At 46.7% G+C, this 23,258-nt stretch carries 18 protein-coding genes; 9 read left to right on the top strand and 9 right to left on the bottom strand.

Features of this window, described 5'->3' with window-relative positions:
- Positions 1 to 202: 202 nt before the first annotated feature.
- The 3 genes from IX95_RS19580 to hrpB all read right to left on the bottom strand — a co-directional run bounded on the left by IX95_RS19580 (position 203) and on the right by hrpB (position 7,381).
- On the bottom strand, positions 203 to 2,494 hold the full coding sequence (locus IX95_RS19580; RefSeq protein ID WP_038163343.1) for a patatin-like phospholipase family protein: 2,292 nt from the start codon (positions 2,492 to 2,494) through the stop codon (positions 203 to 205).
- A gap of 70 nt (positions 2,495 to 2,564) precedes the next feature.
- Positions 2,565 to 4,925 carry a penicillin-binding protein 1B gene (gene mrcB / locus IX95_RS19575; RefSeq protein WP_038163340.1) on the bottom strand — a complete coding sequence of 787 codons (2,361 nt, stop codon included), beginning with the start codon at positions 4,923 to 4,925 and terminating at the stop codon, positions 2,565 to 2,567.
- Complete coding sequence (gene hrpB / locus IX95_RS19570; RefSeq protein WP_038163338.1) at positions 4,925 to 7,381, bottom strand: ATP-dependent helicase HrpB; 2,457 nt, start codon at positions 7,379 to 7,381, stop codon at positions 4,925 to 4,927. Before hrpB ends, mrcB begins: the two co-directional genes overlap by 1 nt.
- 54 nt (positions 7,382 to 7,435) lie before the next feature.
- Here hrpB and sfsA point away from each other — a divergent pair, with 54 nt between their 5' ends.
- The 7 genes from sfsA (at position 7,436) to panC (ending at position 13,394) form a co-directional block, all read left to right on the top strand.
- On the top strand, positions 7,436 to 8,149 hold the full coding sequence (gene sfsA / locus IX95_RS19565; RefSeq protein WP_038163336.1) for a DNA/RNA nuclease SfsA: 714 nt from the start codon (positions 7,436 to 7,438) through the stop codon (positions 8,147 to 8,149).
- Positions 8,150 to 8,288: 139 nt separating this feature from the next.
- Entirely contained in the window at positions 8,289 to 8,735 is a 447-nt protein-coding gene (dksA, locus tag IX95_RS19560; RefSeq protein WP_006958112.1) for an RNA polymerase-binding protein DksA, read from the top strand.
- A gap of 70 nt (positions 8,736 to 8,805) precedes the next feature.
- Positions 8,806 to 9,696, top strand: coding sequence for a tRNA glutamyl-Q(34) synthetase GluQRS (gene gluQRS / locus IX95_RS19555; protein WP_006958113.1), 891 nt, complete (start codon positions 8,806 to 8,808; stop codon positions 9,694 to 9,696).
- A 113-nt stretch (positions 9,697 to 9,809) separates the two neighbouring features.
- The gene (gene pcnB, locus IX95_RS19550) at positions 9,810 to 11,180 is read left to right on the top strand and encodes a polynucleotide adenylyltransferase PcnB (RefSeq protein WP_038163332.1); all 1,371 of its coding nucleotides are present in this window, start codon (positions 9,810 to 9,812) and stop codon (positions 11,178 to 11,180) included.
- Entirely contained in the window at positions 11,177 to 11,662 is a 486-nt protein-coding gene (gene folK / locus IX95_RS19545; protein ID WP_038163330.1) for a 2-amino-4-hydroxy-6-hydroxymethyldihydropteridine diphosphokinase, read from the top strand. The genes pcnB and folK overlap by 4 nt, the downstream gene beginning before the upstream one ends.
- 23 nt (positions 11,663 to 11,685) lie before the next feature.
- The gene (panB, locus tag IX95_RS19540) at positions 11,686 to 12,480 is read left to right on the top strand and encodes a 3-methyl-2-oxobutanoate hydroxymethyltransferase (protein WP_038163327.1); all 795 of its coding nucleotides are present in this window, start codon (positions 11,686 to 11,688) and stop codon (positions 12,478 to 12,480) included.
- Between the two features lie 11 nt (positions 12,481 to 12,491).
- Positions 12,492 to 13,394, top strand: a complete 903-nt coding sequence (gene panC / locus IX95_RS19535; RefSeq protein WP_038163325.1) for a pantoate--beta-alanine ligase — start codon at positions 12,492 to 12,494, stop codon at positions 13,392 to 13,394.
- A 77-nt stretch (positions 13,395 to 13,471) separates the two neighbouring features.
- Here the strand turns inward: panC and IX95_RS19530 are convergent, their stop codons facing one another.
- From IX95_RS19530 to IX95_RS19520, 3 genes are all read right to left on the bottom strand, one after another.
- Positions 13,472 to 14,242: an ABC transporter permease gene (locus IX95_RS19530; RefSeq protein WP_006958117.1), complete on the bottom strand. Its 771-nt coding sequence runs from the start codon at positions 14,240 to 14,242 to the stop codon at positions 13,472 to 13,474.
- Between the two features lies 1 nt (position 14,243).
- Positions 14,244 to 15,158, bottom strand: coding sequence for an ABC transporter ATP-binding protein (locus IX95_RS19525; protein ID WP_038163321.1), 915 nt, complete (start codon positions 15,156 to 15,158; stop codon positions 14,244 to 14,246).
- Between the two features lie 200 nt (positions 15,159 to 15,358).
- A complete protein-coding gene (locus IX95_RS19520; RefSeq protein ID WP_021457058.1) occupies positions 15,359 to 17,029 on the bottom strand; it encodes a SulP family inorganic anion transporter in 1,671 nt (556 codons plus the stop codon).
- Positions 17,030 to 17,383: 354 nt separating this feature from the next.
- Here IX95_RS19520 and can point away from each other — a divergent pair, with 354 nt between their 5' ends.
- Positions 17,384 to 18,043 carry a carbonate dehydratase gene (gene can, locus IX95_RS19515; RefSeq protein WP_006958120.1) on the top strand — a complete coding sequence of 220 codons (660 nt, stop codon included), beginning with the start codon at positions 17,384 to 17,386 and terminating at the stop codon, positions 18,041 to 18,043.
- Between the two features lie 57 nt (positions 18,044 to 18,100).
- Here the strand turns inward: can and hpt are convergent, their stop codons facing one another.
- Positions 18,101 to 18,631 (bottom strand): hypoxanthine phosphoribosyltransferase, encoded by a 531-nt coding sequence (gene hpt, locus IX95_RS19510; protein ID WP_006958121.1) that lies wholly within the window; start codon positions 18,629 to 18,631, stop codon positions 18,101 to 18,103.
- A 306-nt stretch (positions 18,632 to 18,937) separates the two neighbouring features.
- Between hpt and IX95_RS19505 the strand changes: the two genes are divergently transcribed.
- Complete coding sequence (locus IX95_RS19505) at positions 18,938 to 19,543, top strand: LuxR/HapR/OpaR family quorum-sensing transcriptional regulator (protein ID WP_006958122.1); 606 nt, start codon at positions 18,938 to 18,940, stop codon at positions 19,541 to 19,543.
- A gap of 117 nt (positions 19,544 to 19,660) precedes the next feature.
- On the opposite strand, the gene lpdA is transcribed toward IX95_RS19505, so the two are convergent.
- Complete coding sequence (gene lpdA, locus IX95_RS19500; protein ID WP_038163319.1) at positions 19,661 to 21,091, bottom strand: dihydrolipoyl dehydrogenase; 1,431 nt, start codon at positions 21,089 to 21,091, stop codon at positions 19,661 to 19,663.
- Positions 21,092 to 21,346: 255 nt separating this feature from the next.
- Positions 21,347 to 23,248 (bottom strand): pyruvate dehydrogenase complex dihydrolipoyllysine-residue acetyltransferase, encoded by a 1,902-nt coding sequence (gene aceF / locus IX95_RS19495; protein ID WP_038163316.1) that lies wholly within the window; start codon positions 23,246 to 23,248, stop codon positions 21,347 to 21,349.
- Positions 23,249 to 23,258: the final 10 nt, after the last annotated feature.

Raw genomic sequence — 23,258 nt, 5'->3', positions numbered from 1 at the left:
ATTTTTCATTCATTTTGAGTGAGAAACAGTGCCAGAGAGGCCAAACTGTGGGCGGTAGAATAGCAAATTTAACGATAAATTAAAATCTCATCATTTTGACCAACATAGCAACTTAAGACTAAAGTTCTATGATTTTCCTTGCTTAATTCCGTCAATTCCCTGCTTTGAGAATGGGAGATTGACGAAATCAATTATTGAATAACTATTTAAAGCTCGTCCCTATAATCAGGTATATAGAATCGAAGTTTTGTTCTGTTCGACCATAACCAAACATGACTGGCCCAACTGGGGAGTCAACCCCCGCAAACACTGAGCCCGCGGCATATAGTGGTGCGGTATCAAGCTTGACGCTTGGATCTGACCACACACCGCCGTATTCAAACGATGCCCCCAAATAAAACGGGGAAGAGAACAGACCAAAATCATTGTCAAACCAGCGATAACGGTACACCAAGCTACCAAATGCTTTGTTCTGACCAATCAAGCTGTTACGTGGAATACCTGATAAATTGAGAAAGCCGCCGAGCTCTTTGGGGTCGATAATAAGAGAGGAGTTTTTACTTTCTACCACTCCAACGTCGAGGTTTGCGACCAAAGTATGGCGAGAAAAGCTATTGGCATAGATGATCTTAGCGCCATATTCATAAGCCGTATCTTCGTCATGACCATCGAAGACACTGCCTGGACTTCCGACGCTTTCATCATGTGACACTAAGTAATCCAGATTCAGGTACAAACCCCTACTGGGCAAACTGTAGTTATCTAAGGTGTCGATGCGATAATTGGCAAATGCGCCTAATCTCTTAAATGACACATCGCCTAGTGATGGCAGCGACGCGAGTTCTCCAGAACCATCAGTGTATCTGACACCGACTTTAAATCGGCGCCACAAGGTATCTTGGTAACCAATAGCCCACTCAGACTCCCATTCAGTGAAAGATATCGGGATAAAATCTTGAGTCGCTTTTAGTGACGGTACATCGCCCCCATCTGGTGGCACATTGACCTTCTCATTGCTAAATGTCATACCCAAAGTGGTAAAGAGATCTGAACTGGAAAATAACGGACTGTAAAGCTCACCTTCTAAGAGTTTATCCGTGCCCATTTCAACATTGAGGGTAAACTCTGCACCGTATTCATTCAGATCAGTAAAATTGGTCGATATCCCTATCGCGTACTGGCTGTCAGTGTCAAAGTCATCTTCAAGGAAGAAACGGAAGTTCACATAGTTCGGCCCCCAAGACTTTTCTTTGACGTTAACAATCAAGGCATCTTGATCGTCAATTTTGTCATAGCGATAAGTAATCAATTCAAAACGATCCAGCGCATAAAGGTTCTGAACACCCTGCTCGACTTCGGACGTTTTATAGCGATGACCCGAATCAAGACCCAAGTGCTTTTTTAATACATCATCACTGTAATGAGTGTGGTTATGGATAACGACTTTATCGACCTTAATTTCATCGCCATACCTCAGTTTTCTGCGTACATCCTCTTTGTGATCAACGTAATTCTGATACTCAGATGAAGACACGCTGTAGCGTTTGAGTAATTCTTGGTTTTGAATGGCAATTTGATAACCCTTTTTAAATGCTTCGGGCATCTTGTCAAACTCTGTCGTTTCCATATCGCCAACTTGAGGCTTAAGGAAAACATCGTCTTCCGTCAGCGTTTTGGCTTGACGGTTAGTTGTGCTGCGCACTAAATAATTCGACAGTTGATCCGCTACGGTGAACAACGTTGTGAAGTCTTCTTCGTCTTTGTAATCGGTACTAATATCAACCGCAATAACGATATCTGCGCCTAGATCTCGTGCAACATTGACAGGCATGTTGTTGGTTACACCACCATCCACCAGAAGCTGACCATTGAGTTCGTAAGGCGGTAACGCCCCCGGAACCGACATACTGGCCATCATGGCATCAACGAGGTAGCCGTTTTGTATAACAACAGGTTTGAGCTCCAGAATGTCGGTTGCGACTGAGCGATAAGGAATGGCGAGTTCATCGAAAGACTCAAACGGTGGAAGGTTGCCAGACGACTCACGCAGAATTCTGAGCATTCCCTGCCCTTGTACAATACCGCGCGCGGCACGCACTCCACTCCAACCGAGGCCTAAATCTGTCGTCAGTTGGAATCGGTCTTCGTATTCTTTATCACGTACACGACGTTGGCTACGATCAACCCGATCACGGTAGCCACTGTTCCAATCTATGGTCTCAGTCAGGCTTTCAATTTCATCCGCACTCATACCTGTTGCGTACAAGCCGCCCACGTAGGCCCCCATACTGGTACCCGTTATATAGTCGACAGGAATTCTGAGCTCTTCAAGCGCTTTCAAAACACCGATGTGCGCCGCCCCCTTGGCACCACCACCTGCTAGAACCACCGCGATTTTTGGCCGTTCTGGTGCAACATATTCTCCTGTATCAGAAAACGCCGCGCTTGGTAACACAAACGCAGATGTAAATAGAAGCCAGACTAGTTTTTTCACTCTAGAGTTCCCGTCTCATTCGCAAACCTACAGAAGCCGATAGTTTTATATTATTGACACAACCAACTGTTTACCAACTAAATATTTTCTTAATCCATTGAGTGGGTTTGCTGTCACACTGCTGCTTGAGCACATTGTTTGTGTCCCAAACTGGCAACTTAAACTGATTATCGCAGTCCAGTTTCAGGCTGCCTTGCTCAGTATGAGAAAAACCAAGAGTACTGATCCCTTTTGGCCAAGGTAACGTCAGTTTTTCCGGCATGCGGTGATTGAGATATTCTGCATAGACTCTTAACGCACCACTGGAGCCCGTGAGTTTGGTCGGTTTATTGTCATCTCGCCCAAGCCAGATAGTGGTTACTTCGCGTCCATCGACACCAACAAACCAGCTGTCACGCGTATCGTTACTGGTTCCCGTTTTTCCAGCTAACGCCGCCCAGCCAAACTGGCTGTTGAGATAACGGCCTGTTCCTTCGAGAACGCCGCGCTTCATTGCGTAGGTTGTCAGCCAAGCTGCTTGCTGGTCGATAGTTTGAGACATGCGAGGCAGTGACTGATACAGGGCATTACCTTCTAAATCGACTACAGAACGCAACGCAGACAAGGGGGCTCTCTTGCCCGAATTGGTCAACGTCTGATACATCTGTGCGACCTGGAATGGTGTTAATGTGAAGGAACCAAGGAACATTGATGGCACAGGACGAATTTCATTTCGATCAACACCCAACTTCTCCAAGGTATTAACAACATTTGGAATACCGAGCTGCATGCCCAACTGAACGGTCGGTACATTGAGGGATTTTGCCAATGCAATGTACAAAGGCACATCTCCTCGGAACTTACGGTCATAGTTGCGCGGCGACCAAACACTGCCTTTAGAACCTTTAAGGCTGATCGGTTTATCGTGTAAAGTCGTCGCCAGATTGTATTTGTCAGGCTGCTCTAAAGCGGTGAGATAGACCGCCGGTTTAGCTAACGAACCTATCTGACGACTGGCGTTAAGCGCACGATTGAATCCGTCGTACCCTGTCCGTTTACCTCCGACCATAGCGCGAATTTCTCCGGTATGGCGGTCAACGGCGATTGCCGCCCCTTCAAGTGACTTGCCAGCGACTTTGCTTAGCTGAGGTATTTTCTTGGCAATGGCCTGTTCCAGCTCTTGTTGAGAAACTGGATCGAGAGAGGTAAACACCCTGAGACCAATATCCGACTGAAACGCATCACCGACTTTCTCTTTGAGCTCTATCTTCAGTTGCTGAAAGTAAGCTGGCTGACGGCTGGCAATGCGCGGATTATCCTGAATATCCAGTGGGCGACTGGCTGCCATATCGTACTGGTTAGCACTCAGGATCCCCTGCTGCATCATCAGGCGAAGCACTAAATCTCGACGCTCTTTGGCGCGTTCAGGGAAGCGTACCGGGTTGTAGTAAGATGGCCCCTTTACCATGCCCACCAGCAAGGCGAGCTGGTCAATACGCAATTCTTGAATCGGCTGTCCAAAATATAAACGGGAAGCCAGCCCAAAGCCGTGAATGGCTTCCCCGCGGCTTTGTCCTAAATACACTTCATTAAGATAGCCTTCCAGAATACGATCTTTGCTGTAGCGATAATCAATGATCAATGCGATGTAGGCTTCACGGATCTTACGCCAAAGCGTTCGATCACTGGAGAGAAAGATGTTCTTCGCGAGCTGCTGAGTCAGGGTACTCCCGCCTTGCACCGTACGACCCGCTTTGACATTGGCAACTAATGCTCGGGCAATCGCAAACGGGGATACTCCATCATGCTGATAAAAGTCTCGGTCTTCAGTAGCCAGTAATGCATCAACCATGACTTCAGGAAACTGGTCACGCCTCAAGAACAGACGCTGCTCATCATGATTTTTTTCCAGCATGCCCAACATCTTCGGCTCGATCCGCAAATAGCCCAGATCACCGGAGGATTCGAGCGACTGAATACGAAGTAAGCCAGAACGGTCAAAATGCAGCATCACATGACGATCAGGCTCCGGCCCATCAGTAAACTCAAATGGACGGCGAATCAGTTCAATTTTGGTTGACGACGACGAATACTCACCAGGATAACGAGGCTGGCGTACTTTACGGTAGTTGAGCACATCGAGTTCGTTGCGAACTTCCTGAATCGAAATCGAATCACCCGGAGAAAGGTTAAGAATGCGAGCGTAAACCACGGTCGGCAGATCAAACAGCTGACCTTCGAAACGCTGTTTAACCACACTGTCTAAGTAAATACCGACAAACAGCAGTAAGGCAAACCCAGCAAGACCAAGCTTCCAGGTCACTCCCCATACAATTTTCAACCAGCTACGTTGGCCTTTTTTTGTTGGCTTGCGTCTCGCTGTCGCCCTTTTGCGAACTGGCTTCTTAGTTGTTTTGGCTTTGCTGCTCGCAGGTGTTTTTTTCTTGGTCATTATTTCAGTTGTCGCTTAGTTTTGGTCGTTGCCATATGGCTAGCCGGATCGTCTGGCCAAACGTGCTTTGGATAACGCCCTTTCATTTCTTTTTGCACTTCTTTGTATGCTCCCGCCCAGAAGCTAGCTAAATCCTGCGTTACTTGCAGCGGTCGCTGTGCTGGGGATAGTAATTCCACCACTAAGGTTTTACGCCCCTCAGCAATGTGAGGCGACCTCTGTTCGCCAAACATTTCCTGCATTCGCACCGAAAGTACCGGCTCTTGACCGAATTGATAACGTATCTTCTTCTTCGAACCTGTAGGTACGATGTAGTGAGTCGGTAACCATTGGTCGATTTCCTGACTGAGTGGCCAAGCAATATAGGCCATTAGGGCAGGCTCCAAATCCACTTTAGCTAACGCTTTGAGTGAACTTACTCCAACTAGATAAGGCTCTAACCATTGTTCTAGATTGTCCAACAATTCTGCATCAGAAACACCGGGCCATTGATGTTCTGGTAACCATTCAGCTGCGCAGCGAATACGCTCTAAGGTTTCTAGACTGCTTGCTGACCAGTTTAATACGCCCAAGCCTTTTCGACGGACACAGTTGAGTAAAGCCTGAGTAATTTTTTGTTTATCTGGCTCAGGGAGTGGACGACGTTCAATCACCAATCGCCCAAGGTTACGTTGATGTTCTGCTATCAATCGCCCTTTGTTGTCATCCCAATCGACACTCTCTTTCTCTTCAATCAAGTGAGGAAGCCATTTCTCGATTGCAGTGATGTCCAGTTCCGAGGCGAGAAAAACTCTTGAGGCATCAGAGTGGCTACGCATCAAATCAGCCACCACCAAATACTCAGCGGTCGCGAGGCGTTCGTCATCGGCCATTTCAGCCCCATGACCGTTCGCCAATAAGAACTTACCCGCCTGCCCTTTTCTCAGTTGGCCAATACGGTCCGGAAAAGCCGTCGCCAAAATCACTGCGACTAGAGATTCATCAACGTCTTGAAGCGAAAAGTTCACAGATAACTTACGCGCCAAAGCTTGTCCACGCTGCAGCACGATTTTCTGTTTGCTGTGAAGGCCGCGCTTAAAGCGATCAATACTGTGCATGAAATCAAGCACGTTGCGCTCAGGTTCCTCTAGCAGAGCAGCCACCGCCGAGGCAGTATTTTTCCAGCGTTGTTGTTCAGAGTGCATCAGCATCGCAGCGATTCGCGGTTCAACACCGAACTCGCTTGCCAGCCGACCATGTTCTGTTAACTGGTGTTTGTCATCTAAAAGCCCCAATTTGTTCAGCAAACGGCGAGATTGATTCAGGCTACTCTGAGGAGGGACATCGAGCCATTTCAGCTCAGTGGCATCCGCTGCGCCCCACTGTGCTAACTCTAATGTTAATGCAGCCAAATCTGAGTGAAGAATTTCCGCCGAAGGTACTTCTGGTTGCTGATTCAACTGGCTTTCACTGTACAGACGCAGGCAAATCCCCGGCTCAATACGCCCGGCACGTCCTGCGCGCTGCTCCGCTGAAGATTGAGCAATTCTATTTTGTTCCAGTTTCGTCACACCGCTTTTTAAATCAAACTTCGCCACTCGCTCTAACCCAGCATCCACGACCAAACGAATGCCTTCGATCGTTAATGACGTTTCAGCAATATTGGTCGCCAACACCACCTTACGTTTACCGTTGGGTGCAGACTGAATTGCCGCTTGCTGCTGAGCAAAACTAAGTTGTCCGTACAAAGGGCACACTTCAACGTTGTCCGGTAGCTCACCCATTCTCTCAGCCACACGCTTTATTGCCGCAACACCAGGTAAAAAAGCCAAAACAGAGCCAGATTCTTTGCTGAGCAGCGAAGCAATTTGCTTAGCCATCACCTCTTCCAATCGCTCATTCGGTTTTAGCGGCTGATAGCGATATTCAACAGGAAAACTGCGACCTTGAGACTCAATGTATATCGCATCCGGCATCAGTTGGCTCAACGCCCGCTGATCAAGTGTTGCCGACATCACCACCAGTTTTAGATCCTCACGAAATGCTTCTTGAATCTCGAGGCTGAACGCCAATGCGGTATCAGCATGAATGCTACGTTCATGAAATTCATCAAAAATTAGCAGTGAGATACCATCGAGTTCAGGATCTGACTGGATCATTCGGGTCATAATGCCCTCAGTCACAATCTCCAACTTAGTATCTGGGCCTACTTTGGTTTCTCCCCGCACTCTATAACCCACCTGCTGCCCGACATTTTCTCCCAGTTGCTGAGCCAAATAACGAGCGATGTTACGCGCAGCAAGACGTCTGGGTTCGAGCATGATGATTTTCCCTTCAACAACATTCTCACGAAGCAATTGCAGAGGAAAGTAGGTGGATTTACCGGCACCGGGCGCAGCTTTGAGGATAACTTGAGAACGAGTTCGCACGCTTGAGAGTAGCTCATGCATCACGCTCTCGATAGGCAGCTGTGACAATGGAAAAACCTTATGGTGTAATGATGTGAATATTGTACATAAATCCAGTTCTAAATGAAGTTTGATCCCCCACTCGAATCTGCAATCTTAATTAAGCGCTACAAGCGCTTTCTGGCTGACATTACCTTGCCAGATGGCAGCGAACGTACCATTCACTGTGCCAACACAGGGGCAATGACCGACTGTGCGACTGCTGGTAACACCGTTTGGTACTCCACATCCGATAACCCTAAACGCAAATACCCCAATAGTTGGGAACTGACACAAACTTCGAATGGGCATCGTATTTGCATCAATACTGCACGTGCCAATCAATTGGCGGTTGAAGCAATTGAAGCGGGTGTTATTGAAGAATTACAAGGTTATGAGCAGCTCAAAACAGAGGTCAAATACGGTAGTGAAAATAGCCGGATTGATATCTTGCTCAAATCACAACACCAACCAACGTGCTATATAGAGGTGAAAAGCGTTACGCTACTTGATGAGGAAAAACAAGGACAAGGCTACTTTCCCGATGCTGTGACCACCCGTGGTCAAAAGCACCTGAGAGAGCTCACAGAAATGGCGCAAAATGGAAGCAGAGCAGTACTTTTGTTCACTGTTTTACATTCAGGGATTGAAAAAGTCTCTCCAGCACACCATATAGACGCAAAATATTCACAATTGTTGAAAAGCGCACAGGAGCAAGGGGTGGAAGTTTTGTGCTACAAAGCGGAGCTTTCAAACACCGAGATGAAGCTGGTGGAACGTATCAATTTCACCTATTGAGAGAAAAAATGATGTCGCCTTCACATAGGCAGCAAGTTTACTCTCTAGAGTTTGCCTCGAATTGTTCTTTTTGCTATAGATAGCCGCCTTAAAATTTAACTGCGAGCGCAGTTGACTAGGTGTTAGTAGGAGATGCTGCATGCCAGAATCGAAGAAAAAAGCGCTAGGCATCCTAGCCATTGCAGGGGTTGAGCCATACACAGAGAAAGCTGGTGAAGAGTACATGTCACCAGAGCAACTGGCTCATTTCACGAAAATTTTGACAGCATGGCGCAACCAGCTCAGGGAAGAAGTTGATCGCACCGTTCACCATATGCAGGACGAAGCGGCAAATTTCCCAGATCCAGTTGACCGTGCGTCTCAGGAAGAAGAATTCAGCCTAGAGCTGCGCAACCGTGACCGCGAACGTCGTCTAATCAAGAAGATCGAGAAAACGCTGAACAAAATCGAAGAAGATGAGTTTGGCTTCTGTGACTCTTGTGGTATCGAGATTGGTATTCGTCGTCTGGAAGCTCGCCCAACCGCAGATCTGTGTATTGATTGTAAGACACTGGCCGAGATCAAAGAAAAGCAGATGCAAGGCTAAACCACTGCTTTTGACCAAAGAATCAAGGGAGCGTATGCTCCCTTTTTAGTTTTATTGCGACAAAAAGTGTATGAGTTATATAGGACGCTTTGCCCCGTCACCTTCAGGCCCGCTTCATTTCGGCTCTTTGGTTGCCGCGCTAGGCAGTTACTTACAGGCCAAATCTCAACAAGGACAATGGTTGGTTCGAATCGAAGACCTTGATCCACCGAGAGAAATGCCCGGAGCTTCCGACTTAATCCTCAACACGCTCGACGCCTATCACCTTCACTGGGACGGTGAGGTGGTCTATCAAAGCCAGCGACACGATTTGTATCAAGAACAGATAGAGCGATGGCTAGACGCACAGCAAGCGTATTACTGCCAATGCACGCGTAAGCAGGTGAAAGCAATGGGTGGCTTTTACAACGGAACCTGCCGTCAGCTCACACTGACGAATCATTCTGAGTGTGCGATTCGCCTCAAGATGACGCATCCAGTCTACCATTTTGATGATCGCAAACACGGCCGACTCAACATTCCCTCGCAACTGGCAGATGAAGATTTTATTATAAAGCGCCGAGACGGATTATTTGCGTATAACCTTGCAGTAGTATTGGATGATATTGAGCAAGGGGTGACTGAAGTCGTCCGTGGCGCCGATTTGATCGAGCCAACGGGGAGACAGCTCAGTCTCTATCAGATACTGGGAAAAACACCCATTCGTTATCTGCACCTGCCTTTAGCACTCGATGAACATGGTCATAAGTTATCCAAGCAGAACCATGCGCCAGCGATTGATAATGGCAACCCAAAACCCGCTTTGATTGAAGCCATGCGCTTCTTAGGTTTTGATATTAATAGGGAAATTGAACAGGCTGATATAGAAGATATCATAGAGTGGGGAGTCAAAAACTGGCATATCAACCAGTTACCTGACACGACTGAAATCAAAGCAAGATTCTCAAACCGCTCACTGTAAGCTATTATTAGCCGCAAATTCGCCCCAAGGGCATAAACGGAATCATCAGCAAGTCCTATACAGGCATACTCAACACTAGGTATTTCAAGACATGCCTCGCTAATGAGTAACAGATGCACATGACTAAAAACGACTATACACCAAGCGAAAAAGACAGTTATCCAGAGTTATCTCTGAACATTATTACTCGCCAAGAGCATAATATCTCTCGCAAGCAAATCAGCGACAATGCATTGAAGGTGCTATACCGACTTCATGGTGCAGGCTTTGATGCCTTCCTTGTCGGTGGAGGCGTGCGCGATCTGCTGCTTGCACAGAACCCAAAAGATTTCGATATCGCAACCAATGCCACACCTGAGCAAATTCGCCAGTTGTTCAAGAACTGCCGCCTGATTGGCCGCCGTTTTCGTCTAGCGCATATCATGTTTGGCCGCGATATTATTGAAGTAGCGACTTTCCGCGGTCACCATCAAGAAACCAGCAAAAATATTTCTCAGCAATCGAAAGAAGGCATGCTGTTGCGCGATAACGTCTATGGCACCATTGACGAAGACGCGGAACGCCGTGACTTCACTATCAATGCGATGTACTACAACATCGGTGATTATGCGATTCATGACTATGCTGGCGGTAATGAAGATTTAGAAGACAGATTAGTGCGCCTGATTGGCGATCCTGAAACGCGTTATCGCGAAGATCCAGTGCGCATGCTGCGTGCCATTCGCTTTGCCGTAAAGCTAGACTTCGATATCGAGGAAGATACAGCAGCACCTATTGAAGAAATGTCACCACTGCTACGTGATATTCCATCGGCACGCCTGTACGAAGAATCACTCAAGATGCTGCAATCAGGTTATGGTTTAGAAACCTACCACCTGATGCGTGAGTACAACCTATTCCAGCAACTCTTCCCTGTTATCTCTGAAGACTTCACAGAGGAATACTCCTCAAAAACCGAGCAGATGCTGGATCTCGTTTTAGATTCTACCGATCAACGCATCGAAGAAGGCAAACGAATTAATCCTGCTTTCATGTTCGCGGCTATGTTGTGGTACCCACTGCAAACCCGTGCCGAACTACTGATGGAGAAACGTAAACTCTCTGCCTATGATGCGATAATGGAAGCCAGTAATTACATCCTCGATGAACAGGTTCGTACGATAGCCATCCCTCGCCGCCATACCGCAACGATTCGCGAAATCTGGCAATTGCAACTGCGTATGCCACGTCGTAATGGCAAACGCGCTTTCCGCTTAATGGAACTTAACAAGTTCCGTGCTGGCTTTGATTTTCTTGAAATGCGAGGTGAAGTTGAAGGTGGTGAAACTGAACAATTAGCCAAATGGTGGGAAACCTTCCAAAACGCAGGACGCAACATACGCCAGTCCATGGTGGCAGATTTGGACGCAGAGTCTCCTGAGCAGGGCAAAAAGCGTCGTCGTAAACCATTTCGCAAGAAAAAAACCAAGGCTTCAACATCATGAGCACTGTTTTTATTGCGGTGGGCAGTAATCTTGCTGATCCCGTTACACAGGCGAATGATGCTATCGGAGCGCTTAAGCAACTGCCAAAATCCCAGTTTAAGCAAAGCTCAAACTTGTATAGCAGTACCCCAATGGGGCCGCAAGACCAACCGGATTACATCAATGCGGTGGTCGAAATCACAACTGAATTAACGCCACTTGAACTGCTCGATTGCACTCAAGCTATCGAGCAAGAGCAAGGGCGTGTCCGTAAAGATGAGCGATGGGGCCCAAGAACCCTGGACTTAGATATTGTTCTTTACGGCAATGAGGTGATGGATTCCGAGCGTCTGACTGTTCCTCACTATGGAATGAAGGAGCGCGAATTCGTGCTCTACCCGCTCGCGGAAATCGCACCAAATTTAACCCTCCCATGTGGGACCAGACTGGAAGACCTATTAAAAGTCGTTGAGCAAAACGGTCTGCGTATTTGGCAATCATAGCCAACTCCTTAAAAGGAAAAATCATGAAAAAAATCACCATAAACGACCTAATGAACTGGAAGCAGGAAGGTCGTAAATTTGCTACTTCTACAGCTTATGACGCGAGCTTCGCTCAACTGTTCGAAAGTGAAGAAATGCCAGTACTACTGGTTGGCGATTCACTGGGCATGGTTCTGCAAGGCACACGTGACACACTCCCAGTGACAGTGGAAGAGATTGCTTACCATACTCGCTGTGTGCGTGCTGGCAGCCCTAACTGCCTGCTGATGGCTGATATGCCATTCATGAGCTACGCGACACCTGAGCAAGCGTGCGAAAGTGCCGCTCAGATCATGCGAGCTGGTGCAAACATGGTCAAAATTGAAGGCGGCGATTGGCTAGTCGATACAGTCAAAATGCTAACCGAGCGTGCCGTACCTGTGTGTGCTCACTTAGGTCTGACGCCACAATCGGTCAATATCTTTGGTGGTTTTAAAGTTCAAGGGCGTGATCAAGACAAAGCAGACCGTATGGTTCGCGACGCATTGGCACTTCAAGAAGCGGGTGCGCAGGTGATCTTGCTTGAGTGTGTGCCACGTGATCTTGCTTCGCGCATTACTGAAGTATGTGACGTACCTGTCATCGGTATCGGTGCTGGCAATGCCACCGACGGCCAGATCTTAGTCATGCATGATATGTTTGGAATTTCAGCCAATTACATGCCGAAGTTCTCAAAGAACTTCCTTGCTGAAACGGGCGACATGCGTAAAGCTGTAGCTATGTACAAAGACGAAGTTGAAAGTGGCGCATTCCCAGGTGAAGCCCACACAATTGCGTAAGGATTTGACTGATGCAAACTTTTGCTGAAATTGCCGCTCTTCGCGAGCAAATCAAACAGTATAAGCGTGACGGCCGCAAAATCGCCTTTGTTCCGACAATGGGGAACCTGCATGAAGGTCACCTCACTCTAGTTCGTAAAGCGCGTGAGCACGCTGACGTCGTCGTGGTAAGCATTTTTGTCAACCCGATGCAGTTTGACCGCAGTGATGACCTTAACAACTACCCACGTACCCTGGAAGATGACCTCAGCAAACTGAGTGGTGAAGGCGTTGAGATTGTTTTCACACCAACCCCAGAAGTCATTTATCCAGAGGGTCTAGACAAACAAACTTCAATCGAAGTCACTGGGTTGTCGAATATCCTTGAAGGTGCCTCGCGCCCCGGTCATTTCCGTGGTGTTGCGACAGTGGTAACCAAGCTATTTAATATTGTCCAACCCGACGCCGCTTGCTTCGGTGAGAAAGACTTCCAACAGCTGGCTGTCATTCGCAAAATGACTGAAGATTTGGCAATGGACATTAATATCGTTGGCGTCACTACGGTACGTGAAATGGATGGTCTAGCGATGAGCTCACGCAACGGCCTGCTGACGATTGATGAACGACAACGTGCGCCGGTACTCGCACGTACAATGCGTTGGATCAGCAGCGCTATACGTGGTGGACGTGATGATTACGCTTCTGTGATTGAAGATGCCAGCGATCAGCTTCGCGCTGCTGGGTTACAGCCGGATGAGATTTTTATCCGTGATGCGCGTACTCTCCAAGCCGTCACAGCAGAAACGACTCAAGCGGTGATCTTAATGTCCGCTTTCTTAGGCCAAGCCCGTTTGATCGACAATCAAGTCGTTGAAATGGTGGTAGAGGCGAAGGAAGAAGAAAACACTGAAGCCTCGTCAGAAAGCGCTGAATAACGAGAAGCAAGCACAAAAAAAGGGTTGACGTTAAAGCGTCAACCCTTTTCTTTTTGGTTCAATAAGCGAATTGACAATTAGCTTCGCAGCCCAATGCCTTTGGTCACCAAATAGTGAGCAACGGCGTATAAAGCAACAACAAACACACCGAGCACACCAAATGAGGTCACAATCCCAACATCCGAAACACCCAAGAAACCATAACGGAATGCATTGACCATATAGACAATTGGGTTTATTTTCGACACACCTTGCCAGAATTCAGGCAACAGGCTAATCGAATAGAAGACACCACCGAGGTAAGTGAGCGGAGTCAGCACAAAGGTGGGGATGATCGAAATATCATCGAACGTCTTCGCGTAAACCGCATTTATCAAGCCACCCAATGAGAACACCACTGACGTCATAAATACGGTTGCGATGATAATGCCCCAGTGATCTACTTGCAGATCAACAAAGAACAGCGACACAAAAGTCACAATGGTACCGACCAGTAAACCGCGTACTACTCCGCCCATGACAAATCCCCAAATGATCACATAGTTAGGGACGGGAGCCACCAATAGCTCTTCGATATTTTTCTGAAATTTAGCACTGAAAAAGGAAGAAGCCACATTGGAATATGAGTTGGTGATGACAGACATCATGATCAAGCCCGGCACTATGTATTCCATATAGCTAAAGCCGTTCATTTCACCAATTCGAGAACCAATCAGGCTACCAAAAATAATGAAGTACAGAGTCATAGTGATCGCTGGCGGCACTAAGGTCTGAACCCAAATTCGAGTAAAACGATTAACCTCTTTGGTCAATAGGCTACAAAAAGCAGTCCAATAAATACGGTACATTTTACTGGCCTCCTTCGCGGACAATATTCACAAACAGCTCTTCTAATCGATTGGCCTTATTACGCATCGACAGCACTTTGATGCCCTGCTCCGTCAATTGACTAAAAATGGCATTGAGCCCTTCACTCTTCTCGATTTCAATTTCCAGTGAACCGTTGACGACACTCTGGCTGTTCACGCCTTTCAGAGGAGGCACTTCCACTCCATCTTCCAAATCAAGAATGAAGGTTTCCACATGAAGTTTGTTCAACAATGCTTTCATTGTGGTGTTTTCTATCAGCTCACCTTTACTGATGATACCTATGTTGCGACATAGCATTTCAGCTTCTTCAAGGTAATGAGTCGTCAAAATAATCGTGATGCCTTCTTGGTTAATTTCCTTAAGAAACTCCCACATAGAACGACGCAGTTCAATGTCGACTCCAGCAGTCGGCTCATCCAGAATCAACAACTTAGGCTCGTGGACCAAAGCACGAGCGATCATCAGGCGACGCTTCATTCCGCCAGATAAGTTTCGTGCACGTTCGTTACGTTTTTCCCACAAATCGAGCTTGGTTAAATACTTTTCGGCTCTTCGTTTCGCCAAAGTGCGGGATACGCCATAGTACCCTGCCTGCTGTAGCACGATTTGTTCAACCGTTTCAAACTGATTGAAGTTGAACTCCTGAGGTACTAAACCTAAATTCTGCTTGGCCAGCTCCAAGTTCTGATCAATGTCGTAACCAAACACTTTGACCTTACCAGACGTTTTGTTGACCAGAGAGGAGATCACCCCAATGGTCGTAGACTTACCGGCACCATTAGGCCCCAATAAGGCATAAAAGTCGCCTTTGGCGACATTGAGGCTAATACCCTTCAGAGCCTCAAATCCCCCCGCATAGGTTTTGCGGAGTTGTTCAATTTCTAATGCGTACATAGTTTTCAGTGTAATTGTTGGTTTTGTGCGGATGTGGGTAACGTGCGTATGCCGTTAGAGCGCCGCGAATGTAATTCAGTTTATCGTTGAATAACGATGAATACAATTACACGATTCGATTTATTTGGAAATATGAAGTGCTGTAACCTTGTTGCAAAAACGCCGCTGAGAGTCAGCGGCGTGGGTAGGTATTCATCAGTTTAAACAGCTTGAAACTGATGCTCATCGCTCTCGACGTGTTTCAACGCCGCTTTGAGAGCCTCGTAGCGGAACCTGTAGGTGTTTTCTTCAGGGACTAAATCAATAACATGGAATTTTTCTAATTGCTGACGAGTGCTTTCATTTGGACACAGAAGATAAACTTGGCAATTCGCTTCAAGAGCATCTTTAATCGCATTTTCCAGCGCTAGTCCGACAGTTACATCAATCATAGGCACATCCGTCAGGTCGAGTATCATCACTTCATAATCGGAAATACTGCTATGCTGGCGTGAGATCGCTTTTGAAACGCTAAAAATCATCGGCCCAGACAAATAGAAGAACAGCACTTTATCATTCGCTCTATCCAGTAAGCCTCGTTCACTATCCGTAAGAGGGACGTCATCTTCGTCAGCATCACTGATGGCTTTGACCTGACGCGCTTGCTCACGGCTCAAACGCTCAATGATAATGATGTTTGAAATGAAGACCCCAAGTCCAACCGCCACAATCAGGTCGACAAACACCGTCAGCAGCATCACACCATACATAATAGCCATACCGGCAAAGCTGACTTTGTGCGCGCGCTGGATGAAACTCCAGTCTAGGATGTTGAAGCCAACGTAAACAGCAATACCAGCCAAAACTGCCATTGGAATAGGCTCTGTTAGGCCACCAGCGACCAACACCACCAGCGCTAGCATTAACGCACGAATCACACCAGACAGAGGGGAACGAGCGCCGACCTGAATGTTAGTTACAGTCCCCATGGTTGCACCAGCACCCGGCAGTGCACCAAAAAGGCCAGAGATCATATTTGCCAAGCCTTGACCACGCAGTTCTTTATCCGAGTTATGCTCTTTACGCGTCAGTGAATCTCCGATAACGGCGGTCAACAGAGTATCAATACACCCAAGTGTTCCCAACACTAGCGCATCAATAACCATCTCGGTAAACATCGAAGCATCGATATGCGGAATCACTAGTGACGGCAAACCTGCAGGTATCTCGCCAATGCGGCGGATCGCCTCAGTATCAAAGATAATAACGGATAGCAAAGTAACGGTAATTAATGCCACTAGTTGAGCCGGAACGTATTTACGGTATTTTTTCGGGAAGAAGAACAAGATCCCTAAGGTCAGCAGGCCAAGAAATAGCTCGCTAAACTTCATGTTGGCAACGGTGTCAGGGAGAGCGGATAAGGTTCCTAATACACCACCTGAAGGAGCAGCATGACCAAGTAGTGGCGATAGCTGTAGGATAATCAGGATGACGCCGATTCCTGACATAAAGCCAGAAATCACGCTATACGGCATCAAGGTAACATACTTTCCGAGCTTCAATGTTCCAAGTAATATTTGAAACGCACCGGCCATCATCACAACCGTGAACGTCATCGCCATCCCTGTCTCAGGATATTTGGCCATCATACTGGTAAGGACGGCTGTCATTATCACCGTCATTGGACCTGTAGGCTCGGAAATCAGCGAATTGGAACCACCAAATAAAGAGGCAAACAATCCGACCAAGATAGCGCCCCATAAGCCAGCTTCAGCGCCAGCACCAGAGGCAACACCAAACGCCAATGCCAATGGCAGAGAAATGATCGCGGTGGTGACACCACCAAAGACATCCCCTTTTATATTGATATCTTCAAAACGACTTCCAAACACAATTCAGCCCCACTGCTTAATTAATGCTACTTTGATACTCGGTAATGAGAGCTACTCATAAAATAGACGGCCTTCCGAATAACCCCACCAAAAGTGGTTAATTTGGGCAAACATTGACGCCATCTTCTGAGAAACACCATCGAAAATTAAATTCTAGCAAATACCCTAGGTCAAAGTTAGTGCCATTCTAGTTCCAACAGGCACACGTTATAACTCTTTGTTAGGTTCGCTACTAAGTTTATGGTTTTTAACGATAGAACACGTCAGATGAGTACTTTTTTACACAGTTTTGACAGGAACGAAATTGTAACATTGTGTATAGTAGCGAAAGAATTGTTAAGGATTGATTGTAAGATGCCGGAAATAAAACAGCTTTTTGAAAATAACTCAAAGTGGTCTGAATCCATTAAGGCTGAACGACCAGAGTACTTTGCAAAACTTGAAGAAGGCCAGAACCCTGGATTCCTTTGGATCGGTTGCTCTGACAGCCGAGTGCCTGCTGAGCGCCTAACCGGCCTGTATTCAGGCGAGCTATTCGTTCACCGAAATGTCGCAAACCAAGTTGTCCATACGGATCTGAACTGTTTATCTGTCGTTCAGTATGCAGTGGATGTACTGAAAGTAAAACACATCATCATCTGCGGCCACTATGGCTGTGGAGGAGTAAACGCAGCAATCGACAACCCTCAGTTAGGGTTGATCAATAACTGGCTGCTGCACATTCGCGATAACTACCTTAAATACAAAACAGAAATCGAGTCGTTGCCACGTGAGCAGTGGGGCGACAAACTGTGCGAAATTAACGTTGCTGAACAGGTATACAACCTTGGCAACTCAACAATTTTGCAAGGAGCATGGGAACGCGGCCAGGAGATTCAAATCCACGGAGTTGTTTACGGTATCGGCAATGGCAAGCTGCAAGATTTAGGTGTACGCTGCTCAAGTAGAGAAACGTTAGAAAGCAGTCATCAGGAAGCCTTAGATAAAATCCTATCTTCACCTGTACTAGGTTAGATAACAAAAGACCCGCACAAGACGGGTCTTTTTACATTCGTATTAGATGGCTTCCATTTATTCCTGAGGAACCACTTTACCAATGTAAGGTAGGTGACGGTATTTCTGCGCGTAATCAATACCCACACCAACAACAAACTCATCTGGGATAGCAAAGCCAACCCAATCGACTGGAACTTCCACCTCACGACGAGACGGCTTATCAAGCAGAGTACAAATCGCAATTGACTTAGGTTCACGCAGAGTCAGGATCTCTTTGATTTTATTTAACGTGTTGCCCGTATCAATGATGTCTTCAATGATCAGCACATCTTTGCCTTTGATGTCATCATCCAGATCTTTCAGAATGCGCACATCTCGCGAGCTTTCCATCGTATTGCCGTAACTAGAAGCAGTCATGAAATCAACTTGGTGAGTCAATTCAATCTTTCGAGCCAAGTCTGCCATAAAGACAAATGAGCCACGTAGCAGGCCAACCAGCACCAAATCTTCGCTGCCTTGGTAGTGAGCGGTAATCTCTTTACCTAATTCACTTACGCGTTCCTGAACTTCTTGCTCAGAAATCATTACTTCTACTGTATGTTTCATACCAATCTCATTTTCTGCATTAGCGAATACTCACTAAATACTAGTTTATATACCGCCAGATGATTTTAAGCGCGTAGTTTAACACCACTATGCAGCAGGAGAAACGTTTGCTTGATTAAAGGCTGCAATAAACATATGCAACTACATGATCATTAGCACGGTATTAATAAAAATGATTATTAAATGAACTGAAATCGTTGACCTAATTCATATGCACCATTACACTCATTACTGCGAAAGCAATAATAAAATACTAATTAGGGCAAAAGCCCACATATACAACTCAATTGGCAAGGAAATATAACTATGGATTCTATAGCTAAGAGACCGCGTACGCGTCTTTCACCACAAAAACGTAAACAACAACTGATGGAAATCGCATTAGAGGTGTTTGCTCGTCGTGGTATTGGTCGCGGTGGTCATGCTGACATTGCAGAAATCGCTCAGGTTTCTGTTGCTACTGTTTTTAACTACTTCCCAACCCGCGAAGACTTGGTTGATGATGTACTTAACTACGTAGTTCGTCAGTTCTCAAACTTCCTATCAGATAATATCGATCTTGATATTCATGCAAAAGAAAACCTACGCAACCTAACTTCGGCAATGGTTGACCTTGTTGTCAACGACTGCCACTGGCTTAAAGTTTGGTTCGAGTGGAGTGCATCGACACGTGATGAAGTATGGCCACTGTTTGTTACGACAAACCGTACCAACCAGCTTCTAGTTCAGAACATGTTTATCAAAGCAATCGAGCGCGGTGAAGTATGTGATGATCACGACCCAGCAGACCTAGCGACACTATTCCACGGCATCTGCTACTCACTGTTTGTGCAGGCTAACCGTACTCAAGATGATGAGTCTGTAAACCGCCTGACACAAAGCTACCTAGATATGCTTTGCATCTACAAGTAGATTAACCAGTGTCATCGTAAAGCCGGGTTCACCCGGCTTTTTTGTGTCTGCAAAAAACCTAAAATGAAAAAAGCCGCTGATTACTCAGCGGCTTTTGTTATTCAGTCTTCAGAGAAATTATTTTTTCTTTTTAACTGCTTTTTTGTTTGGAAGGTCAGTGATAGAACCTTCGAATACTTCAGCAGCTAGGCCGACAGACTCATGTAGAGTTGGGTGAGCGTGGATAGTCAGCGCGATATCTTCTGCATCACAACCCATCTCGATAGCCAGGCCGATTTCACCTAGTAGTTCACCACCGTTAGTACCAACGATAGCACCACCAATTACACGGTGAGTCTCTTTGTCGAAGATAAGCTTAGTCATACCGTCAGCACAGTCAGATGCGATTGCACGGCCTGATGCAGCCCAAGGGAAAGTCGCCACTTCGTACTTGATGCCTTCTTCCTTCGCTTCTTTCTCAGTCTTACCAACCCATGCCACTTCTGGCTCAGTGTAAGCAATTGAAGGAATAACTTTAGGATCGAAGTAGTGCTTCTTACCAGCAATAACTTCAGCAGCAACGTGGCCTTCATGCACACCTTTGTGAGCAAGCATTGGTTGACCAACGATGTCACCGATAGCAAAGATATGAGGTACGTTTGTACGAAGCTGCTTGTCTACATTGATGAAGCCACGCTCATCAATTTCTAGACCTGCTTTCTCGCCGTCGATAAGCTTACCGTTTGGTACGCGGCCGATAGCCACTAGAACCGCATCATAGCGCTCTGCTTCTGCAGGTGCTTTCTTGCCTTCCATTGACACGTAGATACCGTCTTCTTTCGCTTCAACTGCTGTCACTTTCGTTTCTAGCATTAGGTTGAACTTGTTCTTCACACGCTTAGTGTAAACTTTAACGATATCTTTATCTGCCGCAGGGATAACCTGGTCAAACATCTCAACAACGTCAACTTTAGAACCTAGCGACTGGTAAACTGTACCCATTTCTAGACCGATGATACCACCGCCCATGATAAGTAGTTTTCCAGGAACTTCTTTCAGCTCTAGTGCATCTGTAGAGTCCCAAATACGTGGGTCTTCATGCGGGATGAATGGCAGTTTAATAGGACGAGAACCTGCAGCAACGATAGCGTTATCGAAGTTTACAGTTGTTGTTTCACCTTCGCCTTCTACAAGGATAGAGTTAGGACCAGTGAATTTACCGTAACCGTTAACAACCGTCACGTTACGCATCTTAGCCATACCGCTAAGACCGCCAGTCAGTTGGTTAACAACTTTCTCTTTCCAGATACGAATTTTGTTGATGTCAGTTTGCGGCTCACCGAATACAACGCCGTGATCTGCCATAGCTTTCGCTTCTTCAATAACTTTAGATACGTGAAGAAGTGCTTTAGATGGGATACAACCCACGTTTAGACATACACCGCCAAGAGTGGTGTAGCGCTCGATAATTACAGTCTCAAGACCTAAGTCTGCACAACGGAAGGCAGCGGAGTAACCAGCAGGACCAGAACCAAGTACAACAACTTGGGCTTTAATTTCTTTGCTCATTTTGACCTCTTGTAGTCATTATCCCTAACAGGCTGAGTGGGTATTGATTCTTTTGTTTAAGAGTGGTTGGTTTTAAACAGTTATTTTCAGACCGCCAACAGTTTACAGAGATGTTAATGGTGTGAAAAGCAATTCCATTTAGCCTGTGAGCTAGCCAACAATTCAGTAAGGAAAACGTTCTCCTTCACTCAATCGTCAGATGTTTCTATTAACAGAGGCGGCTAAAAAGGCCGCCTCTCAATCATCTCAATTCAATTAAAGAACCAGACGACGGATGTCTGATAGCGCACCGTTTAGGAAGGTAATAAAGCGCGCACCTTCAGCACCATCGATCACACGGTGGTCGTATGATAGAGACAGTGGAAGCTGTAGGCGAGGTTCGAACTCTTTACCGTTCCAAACAGGTTTCATTTCAGACTTAGACACGCCAAGGATACCGACTTCTGGTGCGTTTACGATTGGCGTGAACGCAGTACCGCCGATACCACCTAGGCTTGAGATAGTGAAACAGCCACCTTGCATGTCAGCCGCAGTTAGCTTACCTGCACGTGCTTTCTTAGAAACAGCCATTAGCTCTTCAGATAGCTCGTAGATGCCTTTCTTGTTCACGTCTTTAAAGACAGGAACAACCAGACCGTTTGGCGTATCTACTGCAATACCGATGTTCACGTATTTCTTCAGAATGATGCTTTCGCCATCTTCAGACAGAGAAGAGTTGAACGCAGGGAACGCTTCAAGCGCTTTAGCAGCAGCTTTCATGATGAACACAAGTGGTGTGATCTTCATGCCAGTGTCTTTCTTCGCTTCGATAGCGTTCTGCTCTTTACGGAACGCTTCTAGCTCTGTGATATCAGCATTGTCCCACTGTGTAACGTGAGGAATCATCACCCAGTTACGGTGTAGGTTTGCACCTGAGATCTTCTTGATCTTAGAAAGCTTCTGAACTTCAGTCTCACCAAACTTGCTGAAGTCAACTTTTGGCCAAGGTAGTAGACCAAGCGCTGCGCCGTCGCCTTTGCCAGATGCTGCTGCACCTGCGCCAGACTCAAGGCGCTTAAGCGCATCCTTCACGTAGGCTTGAACGTCTTCTTTCAGGATGCGGCTCTTACGGCCAGAACCTTTAACTTTAGACAGGTTAACGCCAAACTCACGCGCTAGACGACGAACAACTGGAGATGCATGTGCGTACTCGTTGTTCTCTTGGAAATCGCCAGTCGTTGCTGGAGCTGCTGCCGCTGGTGCTTCTGCTTTAGGAGCTGCTGCAGGTGCCGCCGCTTGAGCTGGAGCCGCTGCAGGAGCAGGTGCAGCACCCGCCACTTCAAAGACCATGATTAGAGAGCCAGTAGACACTTTGTCGCCAGCTGCAATCTTGATTTCTTTAACCGTACCCGCAAATGGTGCTGGAACTTCCATTGAAGCTTTGTCGCCTTCAACAGTGATTAGAGATTGCTCTTCTTCCACTGTATCGCCAACTGCAACCATGATTTCAGTCACTTCAACTTCATCGCCACCGATATCTGGAACGTTCACTTCTTTCGCTGCAGACGCCGCTGGAGCCGCTGCTACTGGAGCTTCTGCTGCAACAGGTGCCGCTGGAGCGCCAGAGCCTGCTGTTTCGAATACCATGATAAGTGAGCCAGTCGATACTTTATCGCCTGCTGCAATTTTGATCTCTTTCAGCGTACCAGCAAATGGTGCAGGTACTTCCATAGATGCTTTATCGCCTTCTACAGTGATTAGAGATTGCTCTTCTTCGATGCTGTCGCCAACTGCAACCATGATTTCAGTGACTTCAACTTCATCGCCACCGATGTCTGGTACGTGAACTTCTTTCAGTTCACTTGCAACAGAAGGGGCCGCAGCTGCTGGAGCTGGAGCCGCTGCTGGTGCAGCCTCTGCCGTAGCAGGTGCAGCGTCAGCTGCACCCTCGGCTTCGAAAATCATGATTAGAGAACCAGTAGAAACTGAGTCGCCTTCAGCAACTTTGATTTCTTTAACGATACCCGCTTGAGATGCAGGAACTTCCATAGAAGCTTTATCGCCTTCAACTGTGATCAGAGACTGCTCTTCTTCAACCTTGTCGCCAACGCTTACAAGAATTTCAGTAACTTCAACCTCATCCGCACCGATGTCTGGTACATTAATTTCGATTGCCATTTCTTATTTA

Source organism: Vibrio sp. B183 (assembly GCF_000740665.1).
GTDB classification, from domain to species: domain Bacteria; phylum Pseudomonadota; class Gammaproteobacteria; order Enterobacterales; family Vibrionaceae; genus Vibrio; species Vibrio coralliilyticus.
This window is presented reverse-complemented; position numbering and strand designations above follow the sequence as displayed.